A 25,915-nucleotide genomic window follows, 5' to 3' on the forward strand; every position below is an offset into this window, starting at 1 on the left:
GATAAAAAGATGGATTATATCCCACCAGTCAATGGCAACGAGCTGGACCCTAACCGTCCCTATATTAACGCAAATCCCGGAGCAGGTATTCAAGGATCAATTATCCCCGCTGAAGCCATTGAACACACGCAGCGGGAAATTATCAATGCCATCACTGCAGCAGGGCTTGAACCTGACCCGGAAAACCTGAACCAGTTGGCGGAAGCAATCCAAGCCCTCGCCGGAAGTGAAAAGCGTATCGGCGAACCGTTTGTATTGTGGGATCATCTTGCCGGAATGACTTTGCCCGACAACAGCGGATCAGAAAAATATATTAAATTGACCGCCGGACAGACAGGTGTAGGACAATACAATGAAGGATTATTGGGCAGTGAATCCGTTTCGGGAACAGCCCCATTGGTTCAAGCCACATCCACCATCTTGGTTGGCCCCCTCGCCGGGCAAACTGTCCGCCTTATCAATACGGAACGGTCATTCCTTCGCCCCGACACGACCAGCGGAGTGCTGACAATGGATTGCTTTCAAGGCCACTTACACCCAATGAAAACCCTTAACACATCACCGGGCGGGTCAGTAAATAGCCCTTACTACCCGACAACAGGGGGAAGTGAAAGCACAACTGGCATGAACCCAATTCCTGTTTCAGACGGCACAAACGGCACCCCTCGTGTTGGAAACGAAACCCGTCCGAAAGCCGTATCAGCAACCGCCTATTTGAGGATCGTTTAATATCATGCCACACGCATCAGACAATAAAATCAGTGAAATTGCCTTTGACGGCTCCATCGAAATCACGGACGCGCAATACAGCGAAGCCCTTGAAGCTATCATCAATGGACAGGAAATCGCCGTACGCGGTGGTGAACTGCGTATCCTTTCGAAGGATAAGCGGTCCGTTTACAAGACCGTCAACCGTGAGGAAAAGGTGATCGCCGATAACGACGATACACCGGAAGGCTACACCCCGCTGGAGCCGCCATCAGCAGACCATGAATGGGACGGTTCCGATTGGATCATCACCCCGGCCAAACAGGTGGAAATTGACCGCCGCAATATCGTCGCGGAAATCACCGCCCTTGAAGCCCTACAAACACCGCGCCGCATCCGCGAAGCGGCGTTGGGCCAAGACGGTGGATGGCTGGCTGATCTAGAGGATCAGATCGCGGCCCTGCGCGTTCAACTGGCGGGGATGGAATGATGTTTAAAGCCATCATAATGATCCTTTACATGGCCGTTGCCAGTCGGATGTCTGGCGGCGGCTTGGGGGCCGAAATCCTGCCCGCCCGCACCGATGGCGGAAAGATGCCCTTCAACATGACATGGCTGCCGGAGGTATTCTTCGCCCTCGGCTTCGGCATCGCCCTTGCCAATGTTCTGCCCATCTGGTGCGGGGCATTGGCGGCCGTGTGGTCCTATATCTGGATGCAGACCGGGCACGGTGCGGTTTTGCACTGGGGTAAGCTGAATGAATATGACCCAACCCGCAAGCAAACCCTGTCCCCGGTCGTGGACTGGATCGCCCAGCGCATCGGCATCGTCAGTGATACGGATGTGAATTACTGCCGCCTGTTTATGGCCGTGAAGGGCTTCCTGATCGGCCTTCCGGTCGGCGGCATCGTGCTGGCCATTCTGTGGCCGCTTGGATACGAGATCGGCGCACGGTTGCGCGGGAAAGTCAGCTTCGACCCCCACGCGGTCGCCGAATTGATTTCCGGGGCGGGTGCAGGCGTGGCGATTGTGGTGTTCTTACTTTTAACCGGGAGCCTGTGATGTGTGACCGCCTTAAACTTTTGAAATTGGTTGAGTCGGCCAATTCGTCTGACACTGCGATTTTGGATGAGATTGATGGGCGGTTTTGGCTTTATATACACCACCCACAGCTTGAATATCTGACGTTTGATAACAGCCGAACCGTGTTCGCAAAAGATGAGAGCGGAAAATTTCATTCGTTTTTCGAAGCACACTTAGCAATATACACCCGTTCTAGAGACGAACTTAAACGCGCCAGACCGGATGGGTGGATTGTAACTGATGTAAGCTATTTTTCATCTACTGGCGAACACACCTGCCTGATGAGAAAAAAGGGTGTTGCATTCGCATATTGTGAACACGCGCCAACCGAAGAATTGGCCGAACTCCATGCCATAGTTCAGGCCATCGCGTTGGAGCGCAAACAGATGGCGGGGACAACGGATAATGAATAGACAGCAAAATCCTTGCCTTCGACTGGCCGTAAAGCGGGAATATTTTGAGCAAATTAAAGCCGGGACCAAAACCGAAGAATATCGGCTCAATAATGAATACTGGCAAAAGCGTTTGGCCGGGAAGGTTTATGGCCGTGTGGTTATCACGCTTGGTTACCCACCGAAGGGTGACACCCAAAAGACACTGACCTTTGATTGGGCCGGATACGTTGAGAAGACCATTACCCATCCGCACTTCGGCGCAGAGCCTGTCGAAGTTTTTGCTATCAATCTGAATTCCCCTGCCTGACCGGGCGGGGGTCGGGGTGCGCTAACACCCCGAACCGCGATGGCTAAGATCGCATGACTGCAACTGGCCTTGTTACGGCCATCCCGACACCCTGACAGGGTCGGGCGAGTATGAAAGAAAAAAACGTGAAGTCAACAAAGCTGAAAGAGGTTGAACCCGTATCCCCAGTGGCCCCGTATATCGGGGGCAAACGCAATTTGGCCAAAACCATCATTGGCCAGATCAACACCATCCCACACACCACCTATTGCGAAGCCTTTGTCGGCATGGGCGGGGTGTTTTTCCGCCGCGACCATCGCCCCAAGGCCGAGGTTATTAACGACTTCAACGGTGAGGTCGCCAACCTGTTCCGGGTGTTGGAACACCACTATGTGCCCTTTGTGGAAATGATCCGCTGGAAGCTGGCCACACGGGCCGAATTTGACCGTTTGGCAGAGATGAAACCAGCCACCCTGACCGACCTGCAACGGGCGGCCCGATTCCTGTATCTCCAGCGGCTGGCCTTTGGGGGCAAGGTGAAGGGGCAGACCTTTGGCGTGACCACGCAAAGGACCGACCGCTTTAACGTAACCAAGTTAATCCCCATGCTGGAAGACGTTCACGAACGGCTGGCCGGGGTGGTCATTGAATGTCTGGATTATAAAGCCTTCATCACCCGCTATGACCGGGCCGGAACCCTTTTCTATCTGGACCCGCCATATTACGGGAATGAAGAAGACTATGGCCGGGGGATGTTCGGCCGGGACGAATTCACGGATATGGCCACCCTGTTAAGGGGTATTCAAGGGACGTTTATCCTATCTTTAAATGACCGACCGGAAGTCCGTAAAATCTTCAAGGGTTTTCATATTTATGGCGTTGCTACGTCCTACACACTGGCCGGGGGCCACCATACCAAGCAGGTTGGCGAGGTACTGATCTCCAACCGAAAACTGAAAGGTCTTTAATATGTGGGGACGGCTCCTGTGTCTGTTTGGCTCCCATGACTTCGGAACGCGCCGGGTCACTTGCCGCAGATGCGGGGGCTGGAAACCCGGTCGGCGGAAGGGGCCAGTTGGCCAGCCATGGCGGGGCGAACAGAGCAAGGCCGGGGAGATTATGGTGCGTTTCTTGCCATAATTAGCAAGGCAAAAAATTCTCAAACCATGTGACGGAAATTCTCAAACCACGCGCCGCGCTACACACCTGCTGGTACGACACGCCTAGAATATCGGCCAAATCCCGCTGGGACAGGCCCACCACCTGCCGCAACAGGCGCAGATTTTCACCGATTTTTTCATTTACATTCAATTCGTTACGATTATCCTTGGCCATATCCGCCCCATCCATTAAAATTATAAAAGTTGCAATCGACTTTTATAAAAGTAACCCCGGGGTCACCCCTTGGTCAAGGCCAAAAACAATTTTTGCGTGTATTTTTGATTCATGGCACCACAACCAGACATCGACACTGAAACAGATTCCGATTTCATCGCGCGCATTGCGCGTCTGGTCACCCGCACCGGGGGCCAGAATGCGTTGGCGCGCGCGACCGGATTATCGCTGGGCGCCATTCAACGTTACTTGAAGGGGGGCGAACCCACGCGCGGCGCGCTGATCCGCCTGGCCACGGCGGGCAATGTCTCGCTCGACTGGCTGGTTTATGGCGGCATGGATGAACAATCATCGCCCGGGCACCATCCCGTTCCGGTTTATGGCTTTGCCGAATGCGGATTACAGGGGTGGTACAACCCCGTGCGCTATAAAATCAATGCGACGCTGGACTGGCCGGACCCGGAATTATACGCCGTGGTCGCCAGCGGATTGAGCATGGTGCCGGAGGGGATCCACCCCGGCCATATCTGCATCATCTCCCCCAACACGCGGGCGCATATGGGCGATGCGGTGTTGATCCGCCGCAATGACGGCGCATCCACCATCAAACGTCTGGTGCGTGAAGATGATACATGGGTGCATGTGCAAGGCTGGCTGGACCCGGAAAAAGAAAATGGCCCGCAAATCCCCTACACCGATCAGATCAAGCGCAGCGTGATTGAACAAATCGCCCCGGTGATTTTTATCAAGCGGCGCGCGTAAAGAACAATCCGTCCAGCATCGGCAGAACATCATCCGACGCGGCGGCGAAGTCCGGGTTTCTAAACCCGCGATCCGCATGGCCGTAGGTTAAGGGATAGCCCGACGCATCCACAACATTTCCACCCGCGGCCAGCAAAATGGCATGCCCCGCCGCACTGTCCCATTCCGACGTTTCCCCGGCGCGAATATACAAATCCGCCTTGCCAAAGGCGATGGCGCAGAATTTCAGGGCGGAACTGCGCTTCAGCAGTTTTTCAACCTTCAGCGATTCCAGATATCCATTCAGACGATCCACGTCACCATGATGGCGCGTGGTCATGACGGTCAAGCCGTTGTGGGGTGCGCGGCGGCACGCAATGTCTTTTTCCTGATCATCATCGACCATGTAGCGCAGCGCCGTTTGTGCACCGTAGCCCGCAAACAATTCCCCCGCCACGGGGGCATAGATCACACCCAGAACGGGCACGCCATTTTCGATCAACGCGATATTGACGCAATATTCACCGCTGCCGCTGATAAAGCCCTTGGTGCCATCCAACGGATCAACCAGCCAGAAACGTGTCACACCGTTCAGATCGGGAATGCGCCCCGCCGCCACCGATTCCTCGGCCACGACAGGAACCGAGTTATCAATATCGGCCAGCGCCTTCAAAATAATTTCTTCCGCCGCATGATCGGCCAATGTCACGGGCGATCCGTCCGCCTTGACCATCGTTTCGGGCACGCCGGATTCATCGAAATAATTCAGCGTTTCATCCCCCGCCGCAATGGCCGCGCGCCGGACCATATTGCACAGCGCCCCATAATAAGCCGGGTCGAATAATTTATTCATGGATGCTCACGCCTTTTCATTCTTGGTTTTTGCAATCACGTAATCGACGATCATGGTGACACAATGATCAATCTCGTGGCTTTGCGTATCCACGATCATGTCCGGGTGCTCCGGTTCTTCGTAGGGGGAATCGATGCCGGTAAAATCGGCGATCTGCCCAATGCGGGCCTTTTTATACAAACCTTTGGGGTCGCGCAATTCACATGTTGCCAAATCGGCCCGGACATAGATTTCATGGAAAACCCCCGCCGGAACAAACCCACGCGCCCGGTCCCGGTCGGCCCGGAAGGGGGAGATAAAGGCGCTTAAAACCACCAGTCCCGCATCGGCCATCAACCCGGCCACGGCGGCGACACGACGATTATTCTCGCTGCGATCCACGGGGCTGAACCCCAGATCGGCGGTCAGGCCGCTGCGCACATTGTCACCATCCAGAACATAAGTGGCAAAGCCGCGGTCAAACAACGCCCGCTCCACCCGCGTGGCCAGCGTCGATTTTCCCGCCCCCGACAACCCGGTCAGCCAGAAGACACCGCCGCGATGCCCCATGCGGGCCATACGTTCCGCCGCGCCCACCAGCCCATGCACCGCATGTAAATTTCTACCGTCGCTGACCGGACGCGCGCGCTGATCCAGATAGCCGGACAGGTCAACGCCGCCCCCGGCGACCAGATCGGGACCATCATACAAACACACACGCGACAGGATCGCCCCGTCATGCCCGGCATCCAGTGCCATGAGCCCCTGCGCGCGCAGGGTCATATCCACCACCGCATGGCGCGGCGCGGAGGGCGCATGATAATGCGGTGTTAAATCATCAGCCGTGACCACGCGTTCAATCGCCTGCACGCTGGCCACCAATTCGCGCGTACCCACACGCACGGTATAAACATCACCGGGGCGCACATCCGCATGGCCCAGCCAGACCAACCGCGCACGGAAAATATTGCTCAGGATGGGCGCATGGTCGATGGAACTGATCACATGGCCCCGTTCAACGAACACGCGGTCGGACAGGATCAGCCCCACGACATCCCCGGCATGGGCCGCGATGCGCCCGTCATCTTCCGGCCAGACGACAATTTTCTCAATTGTGGTTATTTCATTGAGCGGAGAGAGCAACACCCGGTCCCCGGCCCGTATAACACCGCGATCAACCCGCCCGACAATCACACGGTGGCCGTCGCGGCGGTCAATGTCCTGCACGATAAAGCGCAAGGGCCCATCCTGCCGCGCGGGTGGAACCGCCAGATGCCCCAGCGCCTCCACAATCGTGGGGCCGTCATACCACCCCATCTCATCCCCACGGGCGCGCAACATCACCCCATGGCGCGCCGCCACCGGAATCATCGCCTGCACCGCCAAATCCAGCCCCGCCAGAAGGGCACGCATATCCGCCGCAATCCGATCAAACACATCGGATGCGTAATCCACCACGTCCATTTTATTGATTGCGACAATCACATGGCGCACGCCCATAAGTTGGATCAACAGCGCATGGCGGCGGGTTTGATCGCACACCCCTTCGGTCGCATCCACGACCAGAATGGCCGCATCGGCATCGCTGGCCCCGGTCACCATATTGCGCAGGAATTCGCGGTGCCCCGGCGCATCAATCAGGATATAGGATTGATCATTCGCCTTGAGAATCCGGCGGGTAATATCGATGGTGACCGCCTGATCCCGTTCCGCCTGAAACGCGTCCAGCAAATAAGCCCATTCAAAATCATCATTCGCGCGCGCCGTTGACGCCGCCCGGGCCGCATCAACCGCCCCATCGGGCAAACACCCACAATCATGCAGAAGGCGCGCCAGCAAGGTGGATTTTCCATGATCCACATGCCCAACCATAACAATGCGCAAAGGGGCGTGGGTCACATGTACCCCCGCGTGCGCAGAAGTTCGAAAGAATTTTCCGTTTCACGGTCCATCGACCGCCCGGCGCGTTCCGATGTGCGGGTGTGATCCAGTTCGCGGATAATATCGTCAATGCTGGCCGCATCACTGCGCACCGGATGGGTGATATTCTGCTCGCCCAGAGACCGATAGCGCATCCCATCCCGCGCCAGATAGAGCGGCACAAACGGAATATTTTCGCGTTGCGTGTAACGCCAGATATCGGCCTCGGTCCAATTCAGCAAGGGATGAATGCGCACATGGCCGCCATCGGGCACGACGGGGCGGTAACAATCCCACAATTCGGGTGGCTGTTCTCGCACATCCCATGCGCCGAAAGAATCACGCGGGGAGAAAACACGTTCCTTCGCCCGCAATGCTTGTTCATCCCGTCGGATGCCGACGATGACGCCGCGCAATTTTTCCTGTGTGATAAAATTTTTTAATCCCACGCTCTTGCGCTGCGCCGCGCGGGTGGCGGGGGGGAGCGTCACATCCATTTCGGATTCCGGCGGGCACGGCACGGTGATATAGGGCAAATTCCAGTCACGCACGAGGGCGTCACGAAATTCATAAACCGCGTCCAGCTCCTGCCCGGTGTCCAGCAACGCCAGCGGAAACGGGACGCGCCCGAAAAACGCCTTGCGCACCATCCACAGCAAGGCGGTTGAATCCTTGCCCATCGACCAGAGCATGCACAGCGGCGCCACCTGCGCCACCGCTTCGCGCAGGATGTACAAAGTCTGGTTTTCAAGCTGGGTTAAATGATCCTGCCTCATAGGGTCAAAACCTTAACCGATTTACCCCACCCGGAACAGGGCGTGCCCAGGAGCTTTAAACAGACGCATTCAACAGCCCCATTACGGCATCGCACCAATCCGGTAATATTATTACGCCTACCGCTGAAGGGGCCAGCCATTTTCCGGAACATTTCGGCGCTTTTGCGCGGTTTTTTACCCCAAACACCCCCACCCGCCCCCGCGTCAGCGCGGCACCACCATTGCGGATAAAACGCCCCCTTACCCCCTTTTGGATTGATCCACAGGGGCGCATTTGCTTAAGTGGAGCCATTCCGGATTAAAAATTGCAACACTCAATGAAGACACGCGAAAGGTCACTCCCATGGTCGACAAGAACACCGCTCCCAAGGACGACGGCACAGTCCGACCGATGCCGCTGTTTTACACCAATCCGGCCCCGCTGGATTCCAAACGCCATGCGAACCTGGCGCTGAAAAAGAATTTTGGTTTTGAGTATGCATCCGATGTGAACGCCGTCCCGGTCAACATGATCGAGATGCCGCAGGTCTGCCACTTCTATCCAATCGCCTTCAGCCCGGATGAAAACGCAACCCCGGTTGCGATCATGGGTCTGCGCGATAATGAAAACCTGTTCGTCGGAAACAAGGGCGCATGGGAAGAAGGCGCGTACATTCCCGCCTATATCCGCCGTTACCCGTTCATCTTTTCCGAACTGCCGGGCAGTGACCAACTGACCCTGTGCGTCGACATCAACGACAAGGTCACCGAAGAAAAAGGCGAACAAAAATTCTTCGACGCCGATGGCAAGCCGAGCGCGTTGGCTCAGAACGCTTTGGAATTCTGCAAATCCTATCACGCAGCGGCCCAGCAAACGCTGGAATTTTCGCGCTATCTGGCCGCCAGCGGATTGCTGGTGGACCGCAAGGCCGAAATCGTTGTGGCCGGAAACCGCCGCATCAACTTCGCCGGTTTCCGCATTCTGGACGAACAGAAACTGACCCAGATGGACGACAAAGACTTTCTGGAATGGCGCAAGCGCGGCTGGCTGCCGTTCCTGTATGCCCACCTGTTCTCGGGCAGCCAGTGGCAGCGTTTGACTCGCCTGCTGAATGAAAAGCTGGAAAAAGAAGACAGCAAGAAAAAATAATCCAATTGATTTAAAAATTGACCACAGGGAGATTTCACCATGGCAAAAGTAGGCGCACAACGAGCCGCAGAATTAACGGGCCGCTCTAAATCCACAGTTCAACGTGCAATGGGCACGGGTAAATTGTCGTTCGAAGTGGACGCCAATGGCCGCCGCACCGTTGACGTGTCGGAACTGGACCGCGTGTTCGGCCTGCTGCCGCAAGGCAGCGGCACACACGCCGCCCTGCAGAACAATGCCAGCGCCGAGGCCGAGCTGAAACGCGCCGCCGACATGCTGGAAATTGAACGCCTGAAAATGCGCGTGAAAATGCTGGAAGAACAAGTCGACTCGCTGAAAGACCAGTTGGAAGACAACAAAGCCCAGCGCGACCAGTGGCAAAGACAGGCCCAGCAAGTCCTGCTGACCAGCCAATACAGCCAGAAACAGGCCGAAGAGCTGAAAGCCGAACTGGTTGAACAGCAACGCCGCGTTAAAATGCGCCGCATGCAGGAATTGGAAAAGGCTGGCAAGTTGAACAAACCGGCCACCCCGGCCCAAAGCGCCGACCAGGCCGCCACCACAGATTCCGGAAAGGCCGCCGCCGCCCAGATCCAAGGTCTGTGGCAGAAAATCCGTGGAGACAAAGCCGCCGCCGCTTGATTCTGCGCTTTCATAAGATACGAAAAAGCCGGGCCATCCAGCCCGGCTTTTTTCATGCCACATTTTTACACCTTTGATGCGCATGGGTTATTTTTCTATTTACCCGGCAATGGTATGATGGCCGCATGAAACATTTGCTTTTGACCCTGTTTTTGGCCCTATCCCTGTCCGCGCCTGCAATGGCGCAGGATACTTTGTCGGCTCCCGCACCGGGGACCGACCGACTGGGCATTCCCAGCGCCCCCCAACATATGACCGAGGGGCAAATTGCCGCCGATGATGCGGCCGGAAAACAACCCGCAACAGCCCCCGCCGCCACCCCGGATGCCGCACAACCCGCACCGGGCGCAGGCCTGACCATTCTGGCCCCGAAAACACCCGGCCCGCGCAGCGTCGCCGATATTCCGCCGGAAGATCTGCCGAAAGAATTGCTGGATGAAATGGTCAGCGTGGAAAAAGAATGCAGCGACAACACGTTCTTCTCCGCCTTTCAGGATTGCCGCTGTATCGCCGTGAAATATCTGGATGAACGCATCAAACGCGGCCCCTATGCCGTGCGCAACATCATTATGAACGATGTGAACACGATGTGCCCGAACACGCCGGGCGTGGCCGGATATGTTTATAAAAGCTGTTCGGAGTACATGAGCTGGACACGTCCTGACTTTGAAGCCTTCTGCCGCTGCACTGCCAATCTGGTGGCCGATCGTTACACGCGCCTGCCGAAGATGAACAATGAATATATCAGCGGCCTGCGCAAACGCGCGATGCTGGAATGTGGCATGCCCGCCTATGGCGCGACCAATGATCCGGATGTGCAGTATTAGATTTCATCAATAATCAAAAAGCCCCCGGCGCAAACCGGGGGCTTTTTTATGACCTCTTTTATGACTCCTGCGCGACATTTACAGCCGCGCAATATCAAACCCGGTCACAACATCCGCACCATGGGACACGATAGCCAGCGCCGCATCCGCTTCGGGGAGGATATGGGCGAAATAGAACCGCGCCAGATCCATTTGCGTGGCATAGAACGTCGCGTCCGACGCATTGGCCTGCACATGGCCGTGCGCCGCCAGCGCCCGGCGCGCCATCATCGCCGCACCCGATACGGTGCCAAAAGCATGCAGGAACGGCGCATCAATCGCCCCGACACGGTCCGGGTCATTGGTTCCCGATTGCACCAGCGCGGTCGTGGCACTGCGCAACGCCGCCACATTCGTTTTCAACGCCGCCCCCAACGCGCTCAGATCATTCTGGTTCGCTGCCGTCAACCGGGTGCACACGCCGTCCATGTCATCCAGCCACGCATTCGCCGCCGCCCCGCCATCGCGCAGAATTTTGCGGAAGGCCAGATCGGCCGCCTGAATCCCATTGGTGCCCTCATAAATCGGCAGGATGCGCGCATCGCGGTAATATTGTGCCGCGCCCGTTTCTTCGATGAATCCCATGCCGCCGTGAATTTGTACACCGGTGGATGTGACACGCACCGCCATATCGGTGCACCAGCTTTTGACAATCGGGGTCAGGAAATCAACCCGGGCCTGCATCGCCTTGTCACCCGTATGGGCCAGATCCAAAGCACGCGCCGCTTCATACGCCATGGCGCGGCCTGCTTCCACTTGCGCCTTCATCGACAAAATCATGCGCACGACATCCGGGTGGTGAATGATCGATACACGATCGCCCGCACCGGACAGGCCACGGCCCTGCACCCGGCCCTTGGCATAGTCGATGGCGGCTTGCGTCGCGCGGTCGGCCACGGCCACACCCTGCAACCCGACGCACAGGCGCGCATTGTTCATCATGGTGAACATGTATTTCAGGCCTTCATTTTCCACACCCACCACATATCCGGTGGCCCCGCCCGCGTCGCCATATTGCATGGTGCAGGTGGGGGATGCATGAATGCCCAACTTGTGTTCAATACCGACGCATTTCACATCGTTGCGCGCGCCCGGGTTGCCGTTTTCATCCAGAATGAATTTCGGCACGATGAACAGGGAAATGCCCTTCACCCCTTCCGGTGCATCCGGCGTGCGGGCCAAAACCAGATGGATAATATTGTCGGCCCAATCATGTTCGCCGTAGGTAATGAAAATCTTCTGACCGATGATTTTATAACTGCCATCCGCCTGTTTCACCGCGCGCGTTGTAATCGCGGATAAATCCGACCCCGCCTGCGGCTCGGTCAAATTCATCGTCCCGGTCCATTCACCGGAAATCAGTTTTTCAAGATAGGCGGCTTTCAGCGCGTCTGATCCATGGCTGTGGATCGCTTCCACCGCGCCTTGGTTCAGCAACGGGCATAGACCAAAGGACATGTTCGATGCCTGCCACATCTCCATGACCGGAAACGCCATGGTCCACGGCAAACCTTGCCCACCGAACGCGGGATCGAACGGCACGGCGTTCCATCCGCCTTCAGCATATTGTTTATACGCATCGCGGAAGCCGGGTGGCGTGGTCAATGCGCCGTCTTTCAACACGTTACCGGTTTGATCACCGCTGTGGTTCAGCGGGGCCAGAACATCGCGCGCCAGTTTTCCGGCTTCACCCAGAATGGCATCAATCGTTTCCGCGTCCAGATCGGCCGCCGCCGGAATACCGCCAAGGCCAATCACATCGTTGAGGAGAAAGGCCATATCCTTTTGCGGGGGGGTGTAATCGGTCATTGTGAAAAAATCCGGATAAACGAAGGGGTTGGCATAATGGGCCCGAATCGGCCCCCTTCACTATATATCGCCCCCTGCTTGATTCGGAACCCATCTGGCACGGTCCTTGCGATGATCATTCCGAACGGGGCCTGCGTTTAATCCGCCCCACCCTTTTGGATGATATGACAAAAAGCCATGAATTTAAGCGGAAATGCCATATATAACAAAGATTTAGAAGCCCTGAGCCAGCGGGCCGGCGCGGACGTGACCGCCGCCATCCACAAGGCCAGCACCGCCACCGGGGTCGATTTTGCCTATTTGATGGAAAAAGCTGCCGCGGAGAGCAGTTTCGACACCAACGCCCAGGCCGGAACCAGCTCCGCCCGCGGCCTGTACCAGTTTATCGAACGCACCTGGCTCCAGATGGTGAAGGACCATGGTGCGCAATATGGCCTTGGCGACTATGCCGACAAGATTTCCGATAATTATAAAGTTTCCGACAAAGCCGCGCGCAAAGAAATTCTGGCCCTGCGTGATGATCCGCAAATCGCCTCCTACATGGCTGCCGAATTTGCCGCCGATAACAAGGCGTATATGCAACAGAATCTGGACAAGGGTTACGGCGAAATCGGATCGACCGAAATGTATTTCGCGCACTTCCTTGGCGCCGGGCAAGCCACCGCGTTCCTGAATGCGATGAAGGACAACCCGCTGCAACCCGCCGCCGATTTGTTTCCGAAGGCGGCCAACGCCAACCACAACGTGTTTTTCAATTCAAAAACCGGACAGGCCAAATCGCTGGCACAGGTTTATGCCTTCTTTGACAAGAAATTCGGCAGTGACGGCAGCATCGATACAGACGCGTTGCGCGCCAATCGTTTGGCCCCCGGTGTTCCCTCACGCAAACCGGATCAGTTTAAAGCACTGGATGGCGAAGGTGACGGATTGCGCATTCAACCCCGCCCGCAATTTATCGCCACACGCGATCTGGGATTTGGCGAAGAGGATGATGCCATATCCGCCGCCGGATCATTGTGGACCAACGCGCAATTATCCATGGCGAAATCATCGCTGTCCTTATTGGGCAATGAAAAATCCCGCGATGCCGTACCCACAGGCGGATTGATTACCGATCCGATCACCGTGATGACGATGGCGCAATTGAGCGCACCGGGCGAAACCGCCGCCAACACCGCCACGCATCAGCGCAAGAAAGACGATGATGACGAAGGCCAGCAAAACCGCATCATGCGCCCGCGTTTAATGACCGCGATCAGCGCATAAGTCCCCAGTTTCCAACTCCAGACCCACCTTGATCCCGGATGCGTGAGCATTCGGGATTTTTCTTTGCCCGTCCATTTTGCACCCGCAACAAATATTCATATCCGGATTTTAAATGATTATTTGTAAATATAAATAAATACAGATACGAATACAGTAATTATAGATTGAATACTATTGGTTAATATTAAATACTGATTGTTAATTTGTATTTAATTTATAGTTCACTGTTAAAATATATACTTGAAATAGTGCCGGAATTTTGCTATAAAATAGGCATGGACAAACAAATATAGGAGGTCCAAATGACACGTTTTCTTCGCAAATGCCTTCACTGTGGTCACGCTCTGTCCGGTCGCTTTGGCCGTGCCGTTCGCGCCATGCAGGGATGCTGTGAAGGACGCGCGCGCAGCGCCGACCCTGCGGTCAAGGCGTCCCTGAACACCCACAAGCCGGATGATGGCATGTTCTGGGTCATGGCCATGATGGCCCTGATGATGAACAACATCATGTACAGACCCGCGCTACAACAGCCGGTCCGCGCCATGGATGCGTTCGAAATCAACGCATAATCATTCGCACTTGGGTTAAATAAAGGAAAAGCGCCGCAGATTTTTGCGGCGCTTTGTTTATTTTGAATTCTTATTTCACACTGCCCGCCGCGGCGCGCCGCAAACGGTCATTGATGGCCAGACCCACGCCCGTATCCGGAATGTCCATCACGGCAATTCCACTGTTCTGGCCATTATCCAATTCACGCATCATGCGGAACAAATTGGAGGCCGCTTCGTACAAATCGCCATTTTCGCTCAAATTCCGCAAAGCATGATCGGGCAACGCACTGGCCGCACCGCCGCCGCGCAAACCCATAAACCGCGTGGACCCAAAGGCCAACAAGCCCTCCCCCGGCGCAACATCGACCGCGCGCATGCGCAGCGGAATGGCCGGCGCATAATGTCGCAACAATTGCCCCGGCGATTTTGGCGCATCGTGATCGCCCAGATCATATCCAACATCACGGCCCAGAACGCGACCAATCTGTTCTGCCGTAATCGCGCCGGGGCGCAGGACGACGGGCACATCCCCCGACAAATCCAGAACCGTGGATTCCAACCCCACATCGCACGGCCCCGCCGCCAATATCATATCAACGGCATCACCCAGTGAATCGGCAACATGTTTCGGTGTGGTCGGGCTGATCGATCCGGATTTATTCGCACTGGGCGCGGCCAATGGCACGGCACAGACGCGCAACAAATCCTGCGTCACCTTGTGCGCGGGCACACGAATGGCCAACGTGGGCAGCCCCGCCGAACACAAATCAGACACCGGGGAATTATTTGCGCGCGGCAAAATCATGGTCAACGGCCCCGGCCAGAAACTTTCTGCCACCAACCGCGCGGCATCATTCATCACAACCAGTTTTTCCGCCGCCGCAACATCCGGCACATGCACGATCAACGGGTTAAACCCGGGCCGCCCCTTGGCCGCAAAAATTTTGGCCACCGCCACACCGTCCAGCGCATTGGCGGCAAGGCCATAGACGGTTTCGGTTGGCATGGCCACCAACCCGCCATCGCGCAAAATCTGCGCGGCGTCGTTTAATGTAGAGGGAGAAACAGCAACAATACGCGGCATCGAAACAACTAACCCACGCGCATCGTTTTTCCGGGCGCGGGGTGCAATTGCCCACCGCTGACCGCAATCTTGCATCCGGTTGTTTCGGGAACCGATAACGGTTGCCCCAGCAAGGACCGCACGGCGAGCCATGCAAACCCTTCGGCCTCAACCGCATCCCCGTTCCAGCCCAGCGCATCAATCGAATGCACGGGCACGCCCAGAACGTCACGCAACCCATCCATGATCACCGGGTTCAAACGCCCGCCACCAGCCACGTACCAGGCCTTCGGCGCTTCGGGCAAATGATCACGCGCGGCGGCAATGGATTCAACGGTGAAGCGCGTCAATGTCGCCGCGCCATCCGCCGCATTCATGCCGACCAGATCGCCCGTAATATGCCACGCATCGCGGTCCAGCGATTTAGGTGGTGCCACGCGGAAATATTGATGCCCCAACCAGCCCCGCACAATGCCATTGTGGAACGTTCCAGATTTGGCCAATTGGCCATCCAGATCAAATTCCGCACCCGTATGTTTGCGGGTCCAGTCATTGATAATGGCATTGCCCGGACCGGTATCAAACGCGCTCAACCGTCCATCCGCGCCGATCCATGTCACGTTCGCCACGCCACCAATATTCAAAATCGCCACCGGCAGATCCAGCCCGGATGACGCCGCCATAGCGCGGTGATAAAGCGGAATAAGCGGCGCGCCCTGCCCGCCATGCTTTACGTCGTTGGTGCGGAAATCATTGATCACATCAATGCCAGTTTCACTGGCCAGCAGATCGCCATTGCCAATCTGCCATGTAAACCCACCGGGGGCGTCATGCATGATCGTCTGGCCATGGAAGCCGATCAGATCGACATCCGCAGCAAGCACCCCGGTTTGCGCCAGCAACGCCCGCACCACATCGGCATGCGCCTTGGTCATCAGGGTTTCCGCCCGCGCCACGGTGCCGTCATTGTCCACACGGCGGCCCAGACAGGCGCGCAGGGCATCGCGCACAGAATCTTCGTAAGGAACCGTGATAAACCCCAGATGTGTCAGGGAATCCGCCCCATCCGTCCGGATCAGCGCCGCATCAATCCCATCCAGCGATGTGCCCGACATCAGGCCGATAACCGTGTATTCTCTTGGCTTTTTCATGGCTTCCTGCTATCACAATTTCGACGAAAACAGCAATAAACGCTTACATATCCGGGACTTGGCACCATGGCCAGCTATAAATCCGAATTCCTGAACATTTTACAACAACGCGGCTTTGTCCACCAGTGCAGTGATTTTGACGGGCTGGACGCGAAACTGGCCGCCGGGTCGTGCTCGGCTTACGTCGGCTATGACCCCACGGGCAAATCCCTGCATGTCGGACACATGATCTCCATCATGATGCTGATGTGGTTCCAGAAATGTGGTCATAAGCCGGTCACCCTGATGGGTGGCGGCACGGCCATGCTGGGCGATCCGTCGTTTAAGGATAAGACGCGCCCGCTTTTGACCAAAGAAGAAATCAAAACCAACATCGCCAGCATTCAGGAAAGCTTTGCGTCTTACATTGATTATGACACCGCGCCCAACGCCGCGACCATGGTCAATAATGCCGACTGGTTGCTGAACCTGAACTACATGGATTTCCTGCGCGAATATGGCACGCACTTCACTGTCAACCGCATGCTGACCTTTGACTCGGTCAAATTGCGTCTGGACCGGGAACAACCGCTGACCTTCCTGGAATTCAACTACATGATCATGCAGGGGTACGATTTCGTCGAACTGCACCGCCGTCATGGCACGATCCTGCAAATGGGCGGATCGGACCAATGGGGCAACATGATCAATGGCGTTGAACTGGGCCGCCGCGCGGATAACGCGGAATTGTTTGTCCTGACCTGCCCGCTGCTGACCACCGCGTCGGGCGCGAAAATGGGCAAGACAGAAAATGGCGCGGTCTGGCTGCGCGGTGATATGTGCACGCCTTATGATTACTGGCAATATTGGCGCAATACCGAAGATGCCGACGTGGGCAAATTCCTGCGCCTGTTCACCATGCTGCCGCTGGATGAAATTGCCAAGCTGGAAGCTTTGGGTGGCGCGGAAATCAACGAGGCCAAGAAGGTTCTGGCCTTCGAAGCCACGAAACTGTGCCATGGAGAAGACGCCGCGCATCACGCCGCCGCAACGGCGCAGAAAGTATTCGAGCAAGGCGGTGTTGGCGGTGATTTGCCGAGCATTGAATATGACCGCACAACGCTGGATTCCGGCATCGCGCTGGTCGATGTTCTGTGCGATCTGGACCTCGCCTCATCCAAGGGTGATGCCCGTCGCTTGATCCAAGGCGGCGGTGCCCGCGTGAACGACGCGCAGATCAGCGATGTCGCCCACACGATTGCGGCCAATGATTTGACTGGCGATGGCTATATCAAAATTTCATCGGGTAAGAAGAAACACGCGCTGGTGCGGGTGAAGGGCTAAGCCCACCATCCATCGCCATTAAAAAACGCGGAAAGCATTCTTTCCGCGTTTTTATTTATCTTATTCAAAAAACAATTTCCGCAGGAACCCCGGTGCCAGAACGGCCAGCGGGTTCACGGTGGTCGTCGGGTTGCTGGTCGGCCCGCGGATCGTATAGGTCGCGGCAAACACCGCCCCGCCACCGCCCGTAATCACATCCCCAATCAACGGGATGCTGGAAATCAATTCATTGACCATCGAAACCGGGACGATCGTGCCCTTGATATCCATGGTTTGTTTGGCTTCATCCAGCGTCCCTTGGAACGTCAGGCCCATGGCGGCCCCTGCTGTGCGGCCATCCAGAATGGTCATCAATGACCCGCCATAGCGTTGTTCCCAGATAAAGTTGCCTTCCAGCTTGGTAAAGTCGATCCCGTCACTGCCCAGCAATTGGATAATCCCCGGCAGGCTCAGCGCGCTGAGCAGGCGGGCCAGAACCGGGGCATTCACCACACGGAAATTGGAAATCAGGGCATGGCCCTGCAACTTGCCACGGAACAGGCCCTCCGGCGGCTGGCCGTCCACGCGCAAAACGCCGCCGACCATGTTTTCATAGTAACCAAAGGCCTTCAAGGCCGCGCCCGCATCGTTGCTGTCGATGGCCAGAACCATGCGGCCCGTACTGTCCGGTTTATAGCGGAAGGCCAGTGTCCCCTTGCCCACCGCCGCATCGACATCCAGCTTCGTCACTTCGCCGCGACGGTCCATTTCCAGATCGACCTTGGCGTTCTTGATCGACTGATCCTTGTTGGTCAGCATCACCGGAACCTGCACCAAAGCCACGATGGCCGGGCCATCCGTTGCCGGTTGCTGCCCAGCCTTGCCGTCATTATCCAGGAACGGGCGCGCATCAAATGATTGCCCCGTTACATTCAGGCGCAGAATATCATCGGTGCCTTGCGTAAATTCCAACGTCCCGCGTGTATCCCCCAAACGGGCATTGGGGAATTTACCGCCGGATACTTGCGGGCCTTCTTTGGCCTGACGGAAATTCAAAATCGCGTTTTCAACCTTGGCATCCGGCGTGGTGATGGACAGATTTTGAATATCGCGCAGCACGCCCCCCGGCGCCAGATTCACACGCGCCGACGCCGTCGCCGGAACGGCCGGTTTCTTTTCATACTTGAACGGCTTCACCATCAATGTTGCGGGCGTGGCATCAATATTCAGATCGATGGTCACACTGCGGTCTTGTTTCTCGGTGTAGGTGATCTTCGCCGGCGCAGACCCCGCGACCCAATCGGCCAGATCGGCCCCGAAATGCGCCCGCAATTCCGGATCAATCACCGTTTCGGCCACGACCTGATAATCATAGGGCTGGCCCGCCGTGCTGAGAAACTGGGCCCAGCGGAATTTCATATCGCGCCCGGAAATTTTACCCTGACCCTCAACCGATACTTCGTTGCCCGCCATTTTCATGGCCAACCCCGTGCCCGTTACATCCAATCCGCTGACCAGACCGGGCATCACGACATTGTTCAACGTGCCATCCACGGTGACTTTGACATCTTCCGTCTTCACATGTTCCGCGGTGGGAAGGTCGACCCCGATTTTCAAATCGGCATCACCCAAGATTTTTTCCAATGGCACCGGAAAATCACGCCCCGCCTCGATCGGTTCGGCACGGATATATTCCAACACCGTTTTCAGCGGACCCGTCAGGCGCAGATCAATATCCGCTGTTCCAACCCCCTCACCCGTCACGGTGTCAATCACCACCGTGCCTTCGGACACAGCCATATCACCCAACGCGGCCTTGTCCACCTTGAACGACAGCGTATCGGTTTTAATGTCAAAATGTCCCGATCCGTGGGCGGCTTTCACCTTCATCAACGGGGCGCGGTAATCGATATCCATGTTTTCGATACCGAAATCGGCGGTCAGTGCCTCGACCGTGACATCCATTTCGCCAGCCGTGGCTTCATCAGTTTCCAACGCCGCGGATTTTTGCGCCTTCAATGACACTTTGATTTCAGCATCATGCACGCGCCCGCCCGACAAATGATCCAGCACCCACGGCGTGATGGATTTTTCGGCCAGAATTTTGGGCCAGAGCGGGGCCACGCTGGCCTGTGGCAAATCGGGAATGCGCAATGTGATCGGCGCGGTAAACCCGACATCCGGATTGCCGGATATATCGGCCTGCGCCGATACGGCCAGACCCCCAACCTGCACCGACACATCTTCGATATGGAAGATACGGTCAGAACGATTGAAGGATGCCTTGACGTTCATATTCTGGAACGCCAGCGGCGCATCATACAAATCCGGCAAATTCACCTGTCCCGCCACGGCCTGCAGGTTGAAATTTGCCGTGTGCAGGAACAGGCCGCTATCCATCGCCAGCTCCACCGTGCCCTGCAGCGGAATGTCCTGCCCTTGCAGCCACGCCAGTTCCGGGAATTTTGTGGCCAGGAATGGTGTTGAAATGCTCTGCACATTCAATCGCGCCAGCAATGTTTTGGAATCGCGGTCATAGGCCGCATCCAGCATGATATTGGCATCGCCACGATCTTGTTCAATCCACAGCGTCGATGTGGCCACCAACCCGTCACGCCCCTTGCGAAACATCAAATCCAGACGCGGTATCAACCATGATTGCTGGACCGCATAATCCTCGACCATCATGCGCGCGCCGGTGACACGCACCATGCGCAGCGATTTCATCGGCCAATCGGCCGGCATGTCATCAACATCTTTTGACAATGTATCCAGCAGGGTAAACAGAAACTCACTCTGCGCTTCCGGCATCTCTGTGTCGGACCCCGCATCATCCAGCCCGAGGGTGAATTTACGATCCGCCGTCCGCACCAAGGTCAGCAAGGGACGATCAATAAACACCGCGCGCGGCACCACCTGCCCCAGCAGCAGGCGGCCACGGGCCAAGGACAGGCCCAGCGAGTCCATGCCCAACATCGTCCGGTTATCGGCACGGTTCATCAGGCGCACATTCTGCAACGTGATGCGCGGACGGGAATCAATCTGCGACCATTCCAGCAGCACATGTTCCATCTCCACCGCGATGGCGGGATTGATTTCGTTCAGTTCCGTTTGCAGGAACGATTTAGCGAAGGCAATATCCAGCGACCCGGCCTGCAGGCGCAGCATCAACGCCACGATCGCCAGAACCAACAGGACAGCCAGAACCATCACCACTTCGACAGCGGTGAGCCCGATTTTCCGTAGAATACCCAAAGTGCGCTGGTTCACCCAAAAGCCCCATAGAACAATGCCGCCATCATAATCCGGCCAAGCACCGGAACCAACAGGACTTTTCAAGAACACTTGACCGAAAAATCCAGAATGCCATGTTAAACGTCCGTTTGCCCCACCCGATGGAGAGAGCCATGCCCGCATTGAAAGAAGGATCCAAGGCCCCGGCCTTTAAAATGACGACCCAGACCGGCGATGTGGTCAGCCTGAAGGATTATGCGGGCGCGCCCTTGGTCCTGTATTTTTATCCCAAAGACGATACACCCGGATGCACCACACAGGCCTGCAGCTTCCGTGACAATGTGCCGAAATTCAAAAAATCAAAGGCCGCCATTCTGGGCGTGTCCCGCGACACCGTGGACAAGCATGTGAAGTTTGCCAACAAATATGATTTGAATTTTCCACTGGCCGCGGATGAAGACGGAACCGTGACGGAAAAATACGGCGTATGGGTGGAGAAAAGCCTGTACGGCAAAAAATATATGGGCATCGAACGCACAACGTTCCTGATCGACGCGGATGGCAAGATCGCAAAAATCTGGAACAAGGTCAAAGTTGCCGGCCATGCCGAAGATGTTTTAGAGGCGGTCAACGCACTTTAAAAAATAAAAAAACCCGGCATCATCGCCGGGTTTTTTTATTCTGTTTCGCTATGCCTTACGCCGCGCTGATCAACTTCGGCGGCACGACAACCTTGCGGCCCGCATCGGCACGGTTCAGGTAATCATGCATGTGGCCAACCATTTGATCGATACGATCATTGTAGAAATGGTTTGCGCCATCAACAATGCGGTAATCCACCTCGATGCCTTTTTGCGCGCGCAGTTTCTGCACCAGCTTCTCGGCATGCGGTTCCGGAACGATGTTGTCCTTGTTGCCCTGAATGATCAGGCCCGAGGTCGGGCACGGCGCAAGGAACGTGAAATCATACATGTTGGCCGGGGGCGATACGCTGATCCAGCCACGGATTTCCGGGCGACGCATCAGCAATTGCATGCCGATCCACGCACCGAAGGAAAAACCACCAACCCACACATACGGTGCGTTCGGGTTCAATTCCTGCATCCAGTCCAGCGCCGATGCGGCATCGGACAATTCACCTTCGCCACGGTCATAGATGCCTTGGCTGCGGCCTACGCCACGGAAGTTGAATCGCAGAGTCGAGAATCCGCGTTCCACGAATGTCTGGAACATGTGGTACGTGATTTTGTTATTCATCGTCCCGCCATGCTCCGGATGCGGATGCAGGACGAGGGCCAACGGCGCGTTCGGCGTTTTCGCATGGACGTAACGGCCTTCCAGACGGCCGGCCGGCCCGTTGAAAATAATCTCTGGCATAAATTCCCCTGACTCTTCGGTCTTCTTTGTTTTCGGTTCAAAACCGCTCGGAGGCCCCATACCCCCGGAAATCAACGGCACTGCCCCGATTTTCGTTTATCTCTGGTATGGCCCCGGGTATAGCAAGCCCAGCGCCAAAAGTCCAAAAATTTCCTGTAATTCATTGAATTTTATTGTTGATTCCCTTATTCTCCGGCCCGTTATGACCGACATTTTGAACAACGGACCCGTTTATCTGGATTACAACGCCACGGCGCCTGCGCGCCCGGCGGTGATTGCGGCCATCACGGCGGCCCTGACCCAGACGGGCAATGCGTCATCCATCCACGGTTTTGGCCGCAAAGCGCGCAAGATGATTGAAGATGCGCGCACGCAAATCGCGGGCCTGTGTGCGTGTGATCGCAATTACGTCACGTTCACCAGCGGTGGCACGGAATCGAACAACATCGCGATCAAAAGTTTTTCCGGCGCCCGCATTCTGGTCAGCGCCATTGAACATCCCTCGGTACTGGAGGCAGCCCCCAGCGCAGAGCGTATTCCTGTCACACCATCAGGCCTTGTCGATCTTGGCGCGCTGGAACAGATGCTGACAAACGGCGCGCCCGTTGCGTTGATCGCCGTCATGCTGGTCAACAATGAAACGGGCGTCATTCAGCCCGTTGCCGATATCGTCCGGCTGGTCCGTCGCGTATCACCGCAAACGCGCGTGCATTGTGACGCCGTGCAGGCCGCCGGAAAAATCGCAATTGATTTCTCCGCCCTGCAGGTCGACAGTCTTGCTTTATCCGCGCACAAAATCGGCGGCACGCACGGCGTTGGCGCATTGATCATCGTGCCCGGCGCGGATATCAAAGCCCTGATCCATGGCGGCGGGCAGGAAAAACGCATGCGCGCAGGCACGGAAAACGTCGCTGGAATCGCTGCTTTTGGTATCGCCGCCGCGGAAGCAGTGAATGATCTGAACACCATTCAAACCCTGTCCGATTTGCGCGATCAGATTGAACGTGAACTCTCTGCAATCGAACCGCGTCTGAAAATTTTCGGGAATGATGCGCCGCGCGTGGGCACCACCACGCAAATCGGCCTGCCCGGTATTCCGGCGGAAACACAATTGATGGCACTGGATCTGGCGGGCATTGCGGTGTCATCCGGGTCAGCCTGTTCCAGCGGCACGGTCAAGACCAGCCACGTGCTGAAAGCCATGGGGGCCAGTGACAATGACGCCATGGGGGCCTTGCGTATTTCGATGGGATGGGCCACAACACCCGCCGATATCGACCGCTTCATCACCGCATGGACCACCATGCACGCCCGGTTAAAAGACAAGATTAAAAGCTAGAGGACCAACACCCATGCCGACCATGACCTTCATCATGAAAGATGGAACCCCCAAAGTGGTGGACGCGCCCAACGGCCTGTCCGTGATGGAGATCGCGCAGAAACACGATATCGAACAGATCGAAGGCGCCTGCGGCGGCAGCCTCGCCTGCGCCACCTGCCACGTCTATGTCCACCCGGATTGGTGGGACAAGGTTCTGCCCGATGCTGGGGATGTCAGCATGGAGGAGGAAGACATGCTCGACCTCGCCTTCGACCTGCAAAAAACCTCCCGCCTGTCCTGCCAGATCATGATGCGGGATGAGCTGGACGGGCTGGTCGTGGCCCTGCCGGGGTCAAAGCCGGGCTGGTAACCCGCCCTTTGGGCGAAATTCGCCATTTTTTAATCGTTATAGGGGAAGAATGGGCCTGATAAAGCGGGCCCATATCCTTATGTTAAATTTGCCTCCAGACCTCGATCCGGCGTATGTTGAGCCGATGAAAACCGGGGCCGACCAGAACCAGACTCCCCCGATCATCGCCATCATTGGCGGTGGGCAATGCGGCACGATCGCGCTGCACGACATCCTGTTCCATTTTGAAAAACTGAAGGCCGAAAACGCCGCGACCCCGGCCCCCAAAATCGTCTGGGTCGATGCGCAAGGGGCCTTTGGCCAGTGCGGTGCATTTTCAACCGCGCAACCCGATTGCCTGCTGACCAGCGGCCCGGCCTATGCGCTGAAGCCCAGCCTGTGCGCGCCCGATTTATTCACGCGGTATTATATCGACAATCATAATGCCACCGATTTGAATACATGCGTGCCGCGCCGCATCTACGGTGAATTTATGGCCGACCTGACGCACGATGTCATGCACCGCGTCATGGCCGCCGGGATGGATATTCAAACCATCACCGCGCGCGTTGAATCCATCACACGCGACGATCATGGTATCCTGATCCTGCAAACGGATGCGGGCGAAACCATGAATGTGCATCAAGCCATCACCAGCCCCGGCCCGTCGCGCAACACCGCGATGGATCATCTGAATGGTAAAACCGGGTTCATCGCCAACCCGTCCGACATTGCATCGGTCCGCGCGTCGAACCTCGATTTCAATGATCCGAAATCCACCATCGTGTGTTTTGGCCCCGGCAATTCGTTTTTTGACGGCATCAATCTGCTGGAAAAGGAACTGGGCTATCGCGGGAAATATATTCTGGTCAACGCATCGGGCCGCACACCATGGGCGGTTGGCCCGGATCTGGAGGACTATGACGGCCTGCCTTATCACTTCAACCATTTCGCGCCGGAATCCATGCCGAACCGCGTCAGCTTTGCCAAGCTGAAAGCCGCCCTCGACCGCGATCTGGAAGATTTGAAAGACCCGGAAAAAAACCCCCGCGGGTTCGGGCCGGAATATCCGATTTATTATATCGCCGCCTATGGCATGCAATATTTCAAAAGCTGGGCCGACCACCACAAGCCCGACACCCTGACCAAGGGACAGGCGGAAATCGCGTTCCAGCAATTGCAGGATGATGCGATGATGCAGTTGAAATGCATCTCCGCCCCCGATGATATCGCGCTGTACCAGGATTTGCGCGCCCAGGGGCGTTTGTTTGAATCCCATGGCCGTATTCTGATCGACCAGATCAAACAGGATGAACGCGGATTTTCCGTGCCCATCCGGTCCCATCTGGATCAGGCATTGTACAATGTGCGCGTCAGCGGCTTTATGAACTGTAAACCCTATCATTCCAACTGGGACACCCCGGTGAAGGATCCGCCGGGCCACCTGTTGCGCCAGATGGAACGCGAAGAATTGATCCGCCGCCCCCCCAGTGGATATGGTGGCGGTGCCGGCCATGGCGAGCGCTATGACACATCCCACGCCCGCGATAACGGGATCAGCGTGGTGGGCAGCAGCATGAGCCCCATCTGGGGTGTTCACCTGAGCGCCGCACAAATCAACATCGCCGCCCGCAACGCCCTGAACGGAGCCATCCGCGCCGTACAGGACGGCCCGTCCTCTGACCCATCGTCTAATTTTGGGGCCGGGTTTGGAAGCATGGCCTATTAAGGGCTTAGGCCCCATTCTCACATTATGGCAAAAACCTTGCATTTCTGCGG

At 56.5% G+C, this 25,915-nt stretch carries 26 protein-coding genes; 17 read left to right on the top strand and 9 right to left on the bottom strand.

Features of this window, described 5'->3' with window-relative positions; genetic code table 11:
* Positions 1-9 precede the first annotated feature (9 nt).
* The 6 genes from ACSC94_RS08105 to ACSC94_RS08130 all read left to right on the top strand — a co-directional run bounded on the left by ACSC94_RS08105 (position 10) and on the right by ACSC94_RS08130 (position 3,440).
* Complete coding sequence (locus tag ACSC94_RS08105; protein WP_435640341.1) at positions 10-729, top strand: hypothetical protein; 720 nt, start codon at positions 10-12, stop codon at positions 727-729.
* A gap of 4 nt (positions 730-733) precedes the next feature.
* Entirely contained in the window at positions 734-1,198 is a 465-nt protein-coding gene (locus ACSC94_RS08110) for a hypothetical protein (protein ID WP_435640342.1), read from the top strand.
* Between the two features lie 29 nt (positions 1,199-1,227).
* Positions 1,228-1,770, top strand: a complete 543-nt coding sequence (locus ACSC94_RS08115; protein ID WP_435640343.1) for a hypothetical protein — start codon at positions 1,228-1,230, stop codon at positions 1,768-1,770.
* Entirely contained in the window at positions 1,770-2,204 is a 435-nt protein-coding gene (locus ACSC94_RS08120) for a hypothetical protein (RefSeq protein ID WP_435640344.1), read from the top strand. The genes ACSC94_RS08115 and ACSC94_RS08120 overlap by 1 nt, the downstream gene beginning before the upstream one ends.
* Positions 2,197-2,493: an ASCH domain-containing protein gene (locus ACSC94_RS08125; protein ID WP_435640345.1), complete on the top strand. Its 297-nt coding sequence runs from the start codon at positions 2,197-2,199 to the stop codon at positions 2,491-2,493. Before ACSC94_RS08120 ends, ACSC94_RS08125 begins: the two co-directional genes overlap by 8 nt.
* A 110-nt stretch (positions 2,494-2,603) precedes the next feature.
* Positions 2,604-3,440, top strand: coding sequence for a DNA adenine methylase (locus ACSC94_RS08130; protein ID WP_435640346.1), 837 nt, complete (start codon positions 2,604-2,606; stop codon positions 3,438-3,440).
* Positions 3,441-3,612: 172 nt separating this feature from the next.
* On the opposite strand, the gene ACSC94_RS08135 is transcribed toward ACSC94_RS08130, so the two are convergent.
* Positions 3,613-3,807: a helix-turn-helix domain-containing protein gene (locus ACSC94_RS08135; RefSeq protein ID WP_435640347.1), complete on the bottom strand. Its 195-nt coding sequence runs from the start codon at positions 3,805-3,807 to the stop codon at positions 3,613-3,615.
* A 111-nt stretch (positions 3,808-3,918) separates the two neighbouring features.
* On the opposite strand from ACSC94_RS08135, the gene ACSC94_RS08140 reads away from it, so the two are divergent.
* A complete protein-coding gene (locus ACSC94_RS08140; protein WP_435640348.1) occupies positions 3,919-4,569 on the top strand; it encodes a LexA family protein in 651 nt (216 codons plus the stop codon).
* Here ACSC94_RS08140 and cysQ read toward each other — a convergent pair.
* From cysQ to cysD, 3 genes are read right to left on the bottom strand one after another with little or no spacing between them, the layout of a single operon-like run.
* On the bottom strand, positions 4,553-5,401 hold the full coding sequence (gene cysQ / locus ACSC94_RS08145) for a 3'(2'),5'-bisphosphate nucleotidase CysQ (protein ID WP_435640349.1): 849 nt from the start codon (positions 5,399-5,401) through the stop codon (positions 4,553-4,555). The two genes, ACSC94_RS08140 and cysQ, sit on opposite strands and share 17 nt — an antisense overlap.
* Positions 5,402-5,407: 6 nt before the next feature.
* On the bottom strand, positions 5,408-7,279 hold the full coding sequence (cysC, locus tag ACSC94_RS08150; RefSeq protein WP_435640350.1) for an adenylyl-sulfate kinase: 1,872 nt from the start codon (positions 7,277-7,279) through the stop codon (positions 5,408-5,410).
* Positions 7,276-8,076 carry a sulfate adenylyltransferase subunit CysD gene (gene cysD / locus ACSC94_RS08155; RefSeq protein WP_435640351.1) on the bottom strand — a complete coding sequence of 267 codons (801 nt, stop codon included), beginning with the start codon at positions 8,074-8,076 and terminating at the stop codon, positions 7,276-7,278. Before cysD ends, cysC begins: the two co-directional genes overlap by 4 nt.
* 343 nt (positions 8,077-8,419) lie before the next feature.
* Between cysD and ACSC94_RS08160 the strand changes: the two genes are divergently transcribed.
* The 3 genes from ACSC94_RS08160 (at position 8,420) to ACSC94_RS08170 (ending at position 10,674) form a co-directional block, all read left to right on the top strand.
* Positions 8,420-9,205: a SapC family protein gene (locus ACSC94_RS08160; RefSeq protein ID WP_435640352.1), complete on the top strand. Its 786-nt coding sequence runs from the start codon at positions 8,420-8,422 to the stop codon at positions 9,203-9,205.
* 39 nt (positions 9,206-9,244) lie between these two features.
* Positions 9,245-9,847, top strand: a complete 603-nt coding sequence (locus tag ACSC94_RS08165) for an entry exclusion 1 domain-containing protein (protein ID WP_435640353.1) — start codon at positions 9,245-9,247, stop codon at positions 9,845-9,847.
* A gap of 125 nt (positions 9,848-9,972) precedes the next feature.
* Complete coding sequence (locus tag ACSC94_RS08170) at positions 9,973-10,674, top strand: hypothetical protein (protein ID WP_435640354.1); 702 nt, start codon at positions 9,973-9,975, stop codon at positions 10,672-10,674.
* 78 nt (positions 10,675-10,752) lie between these two features.
* On the opposite strand, the gene ACSC94_RS08175 is transcribed toward ACSC94_RS08170, so the two are convergent.
* Positions 10,753-12,522, bottom strand: coding sequence for an acyl-CoA dehydrogenase (locus ACSC94_RS08175; protein ID WP_435640355.1), 1,770 nt, complete (start codon positions 12,520-12,522; stop codon positions 10,753-10,755).
* A 177-nt stretch (positions 12,523-12,699) separates the two neighbouring features.
* On the opposite strand from ACSC94_RS08175, the gene ACSC94_RS08180 reads away from it, so the two are divergent.
* The gene (locus ACSC94_RS08180; RefSeq protein ID WP_435640356.1) at positions 12,700-13,788 is read left to right on the top strand and encodes a flagellar biosynthesis protein FlgJ; all 1,089 of its coding nucleotides are present in this window, start codon (positions 12,700-12,702) and stop codon (positions 13,786-13,788) included.
* 302 nt (positions 13,789-14,090) lie between these two features.
* Positions 14,091-14,357: a hypothetical protein gene (locus tag ACSC94_RS08185; protein WP_435640357.1), complete on the top strand. Its 267-nt coding sequence runs from the start codon at positions 14,091-14,093 to the stop codon at positions 14,355-14,357.
* Between the two features lie 70 nt (positions 14,358-14,427).
* Here ACSC94_RS08185 and ACSC94_RS08190 read toward each other — a convergent pair whose 3' ends face one another.
* On the bottom strand, positions 14,428-15,423 hold the full coding sequence (locus ACSC94_RS08190) for an L-threonylcarbamoyladenylate synthase (protein WP_435640358.1): 996 nt from the start codon (positions 15,421-15,423) through the stop codon (positions 14,428-14,430).
* An 8-nt stretch (positions 15,424-15,431) separates the two neighbouring features.
* Positions 15,432-16,553 (bottom strand): anhydro-N-acetylmuramic acid kinase, encoded by a 1,122-nt coding sequence (locus tag ACSC94_RS08195; RefSeq protein WP_435640359.1) that lies wholly within the window; start codon positions 16,551-16,553, stop codon positions 15,432-15,434.
* Positions 16,554-16,619: 66 nt separating this feature from the next.
* On the opposite strand from ACSC94_RS08195, the gene tyrS reads away from it, so the two are divergent.
* A complete protein-coding gene (gene tyrS, locus ACSC94_RS08200) occupies positions 16,620-17,876 on the top strand; it encodes a tyrosine--tRNA ligase (RefSeq protein WP_435640360.1) in 1,257 nt (418 codons plus the stop codon).
* A gap of 60 nt (positions 17,877-17,936) precedes the next feature.
* Here tyrS and ACSC94_RS08205 read toward each other — a convergent pair whose 3' ends face one another.
* Entirely contained in the window at positions 17,937-21,125 is a 3,189-nt protein-coding gene (locus ACSC94_RS08205; RefSeq protein ID WP_435640361.1) for a YhdP family protein, read from the bottom strand.
* A gap of 137 nt (positions 21,126-21,262) precedes the next feature.
* On the opposite strand from ACSC94_RS08205, the gene bcp reads away from it, so the two are divergent.
* Positions 21,263-21,730, top strand: coding sequence for a thioredoxin-dependent thiol peroxidase (bcp, locus tag ACSC94_RS08210; RefSeq protein WP_435640362.1), 468 nt, complete (start codon positions 21,263-21,265; stop codon positions 21,728-21,730).
* Between the two features lie 55 nt (positions 21,731-21,785).
* Here bcp and ACSC94_RS08215 read toward each other — a convergent pair whose 3' ends face one another.
* On the bottom strand, positions 21,786-22,466 hold the full coding sequence (locus tag ACSC94_RS08215) for an alpha/beta hydrolase (protein WP_435640363.1): 681 nt from the start codon (positions 22,464-22,466) through the stop codon (positions 21,786-21,788).
* Positions 22,467-22,668: 202 nt separating this feature from the next.
* On the opposite strand from ACSC94_RS08215, the gene ACSC94_RS08220 reads away from it, so the two are divergent.
* The 3 genes from ACSC94_RS08220 to ACSC94_RS08230 all read left to right on the top strand — a co-directional run bounded on the left by ACSC94_RS08220 (position 22,669) and on the right by ACSC94_RS08230 (position 25,865).
* Positions 22,669-23,805 (top strand): cysteine desulfurase family protein, encoded by a 1,137-nt coding sequence (locus ACSC94_RS08220; RefSeq protein WP_435640364.1) that lies wholly within the window; start codon positions 22,669-22,671, stop codon positions 23,803-23,805.
* Between the two features lie 13 nt (positions 23,806-23,818).
* Positions 23,819-24,157 (top strand): 2Fe-2S iron-sulfur cluster-binding protein, encoded by a 339-nt coding sequence (locus tag ACSC94_RS08225; RefSeq protein ID WP_435640365.1) that lies wholly within the window; start codon positions 23,819-23,821, stop codon positions 24,155-24,157.
* Between the two features lie 79 nt (positions 24,158-24,236).
* Positions 24,237-25,865, top strand: coding sequence for an FAD/NAD(P)-binding protein (locus tag ACSC94_RS08230; protein WP_435640366.1), 1,629 nt, complete (start codon positions 24,237-24,239; stop codon positions 25,863-25,865).
* Positions 25,866-25,915: the final 50 nt, after the last annotated feature.

This window comes from Micavibrio aeruginosavorus (genome assembly GCF_051245535.1).
Classification (GTDB): domain Bacteria; phylum Pseudomonadota; class Alphaproteobacteria; order Micavibrionales; family Micavibrionaceae; genus Micavibrio; species Micavibrio aeruginosavorus_D.

What these genes read in the sequence shown, in the direction of transcription:
- ACSC94_RS08110 (WP_435640342.1), top strand. Translation starts at nt 734, where the DNA reads ATGCCACACGCATCAGACAATAAAATCAGTGAAATTGCCTTTGACGGC.
- ACSC94_RS08225 (WP_435640365.1), top strand. Translation starts at nt 23,819, where the DNA reads ATGCCGACCATGACCTTCATCATGAAAGATGGAACCCCCAAAGTGGTG.
- ACSC94_RS08135 (WP_435640347.1), bottom strand. Translation starts at nt 3,807, where the DNA reads ATGGCCAAGGATAATCGTAACGAATTGAATGTAAATGAAAAAATCGGT.
- ACSC94_RS08170 (WP_435640354.1), top strand. Translation starts at nt 9,973, where the DNA reads ATGAAACATTTGCTTTTGACCCTGTTTTTGGCCCTATCCCTGTCCGCG.
- ACSC94_RS08115 (WP_435640343.1), top strand. Translation starts at nt 1,228, where the DNA reads ATGGCCGTTGCCAGTCGGATGTCTGGCGGCGGCTTGGGGGCCGAAATC.
- cysD (WP_435640351.1), bottom strand. Translation starts at nt 8,076, where the DNA reads ATGAGGCAGGATCATTTAACCCAGCTTGAAAACCAGACTTTGTACATC.
- ACSC94_RS08195 (WP_435640359.1), bottom strand. Translation starts at nt 16,553, where the DNA reads ATGAAAAAGCCAAGAGAATACACGGTTATCGGCCTGATGTCGGGCACA.
- ACSC94_RS08160 (WP_435640352.1), top strand. Translation starts at nt 8,420, where the DNA reads ATGGTCGACAAGAACACCGCTCCCAAGGACGACGGCACAGTCCGACCG.
- ACSC94_RS08125 (WP_435640345.1), top strand. Translation starts at nt 2,197, where the DNA reads ATGAATAGACAGCAAAATCCTTGCCTTCGACTGGCCGTAAAGCGGGAA.
- ACSC94_RS08180 (WP_435640356.1), top strand. Translation starts at nt 12,700, where the DNA reads ATGAATTTAAGCGGAAATGCCATATATAACAAAGATTTAGAAGCCCTG.
- ACSC94_RS08230 (WP_435640366.1), top strand. Translation starts at nt 24,237, where the DNA reads ATGTTAAATTTGCCTCCAGACCTCGATCCGGCGTATGTTGAGCCGATG.
- ACSC94_RS08215 (WP_435640363.1), bottom strand. Translation starts at nt 22,466, where the DNA reads ATGCCAGAGATTATTTTCAACGGGCCGGCCGGCCGTCTGGAAGGCCGT.
- ACSC94_RS08185 (WP_435640357.1), top strand. Translation starts at nt 14,091, where the DNA reads ATGACACGTTTTCTTCGCAAATGCCTTCACTGTGGTCACGCTCTGTCC.
- ACSC94_RS08120 (WP_435640344.1), top strand. Translation starts at nt 1,770, where the DNA reads ATGTGTGACCGCCTTAAACTTTTGAAATTGGTTGAGTCGGCCAATTCG.
- ACSC94_RS08140 (WP_435640348.1), top strand. Translation starts at nt 3,919, where the DNA reads ATGGCACCACAACCAGACATCGACACTGAAACAGATTCCGATTTCATC.
- bcp (WP_435640362.1), top strand. Translation starts at nt 21,263, where the DNA reads ATGCCCGCATTGAAAGAAGGATCCAAGGCCCCGGCCTTTAAAATGACG.
- cysQ (WP_435640349.1), bottom strand. Translation starts at nt 5,401, where the DNA reads ATGAATAAATTATTCGACCCGGCTTATTATGGGGCGCTGTGCAATATG.
- ACSC94_RS08190 (WP_435640358.1), bottom strand. Translation starts at nt 15,423, where the DNA reads ATGCCGCGTATTGTTGCTGTTTCTCCCTCTACATTAAACGACGCCGCG.
- ACSC94_RS08165 (WP_435640353.1), top strand. Translation starts at nt 9,245, where the DNA reads ATGGCAAAAGTAGGCGCACAACGAGCCGCAGAATTAACGGGCCGCTCT.
- ACSC94_RS08175 (WP_435640355.1), bottom strand. Translation starts at nt 12,522, where the DNA reads ATGACCGATTACACCCCCCCGCAAAAGGATATGGCCTTTCTCCTCAAC.
- ACSC94_RS08130 (WP_435640346.1), top strand. Translation starts at nt 2,604, where the DNA reads ATGAAAGAAAAAAACGTGAAGTCAACAAAGCTGAAAGAGGTTGAACCC.
- ACSC94_RS08105 (WP_435640341.1), top strand. Translation starts at nt 10, where the DNA reads ATGGATTATATCCCACCAGTCAATGGCAACGAGCTGGACCCTAACCGT.
- ACSC94_RS08220 (WP_435640364.1), top strand. Translation starts at nt 22,669, where the DNA reads ATGACCGACATTTTGAACAACGGACCCGTTTATCTGGATTACAACGCC.
- tyrS (WP_435640360.1), top strand. Translation starts at nt 16,620, where the DNA reads ATGGCCAGCTATAAATCCGAATTCCTGAACATTTTACAACAACGCGGC.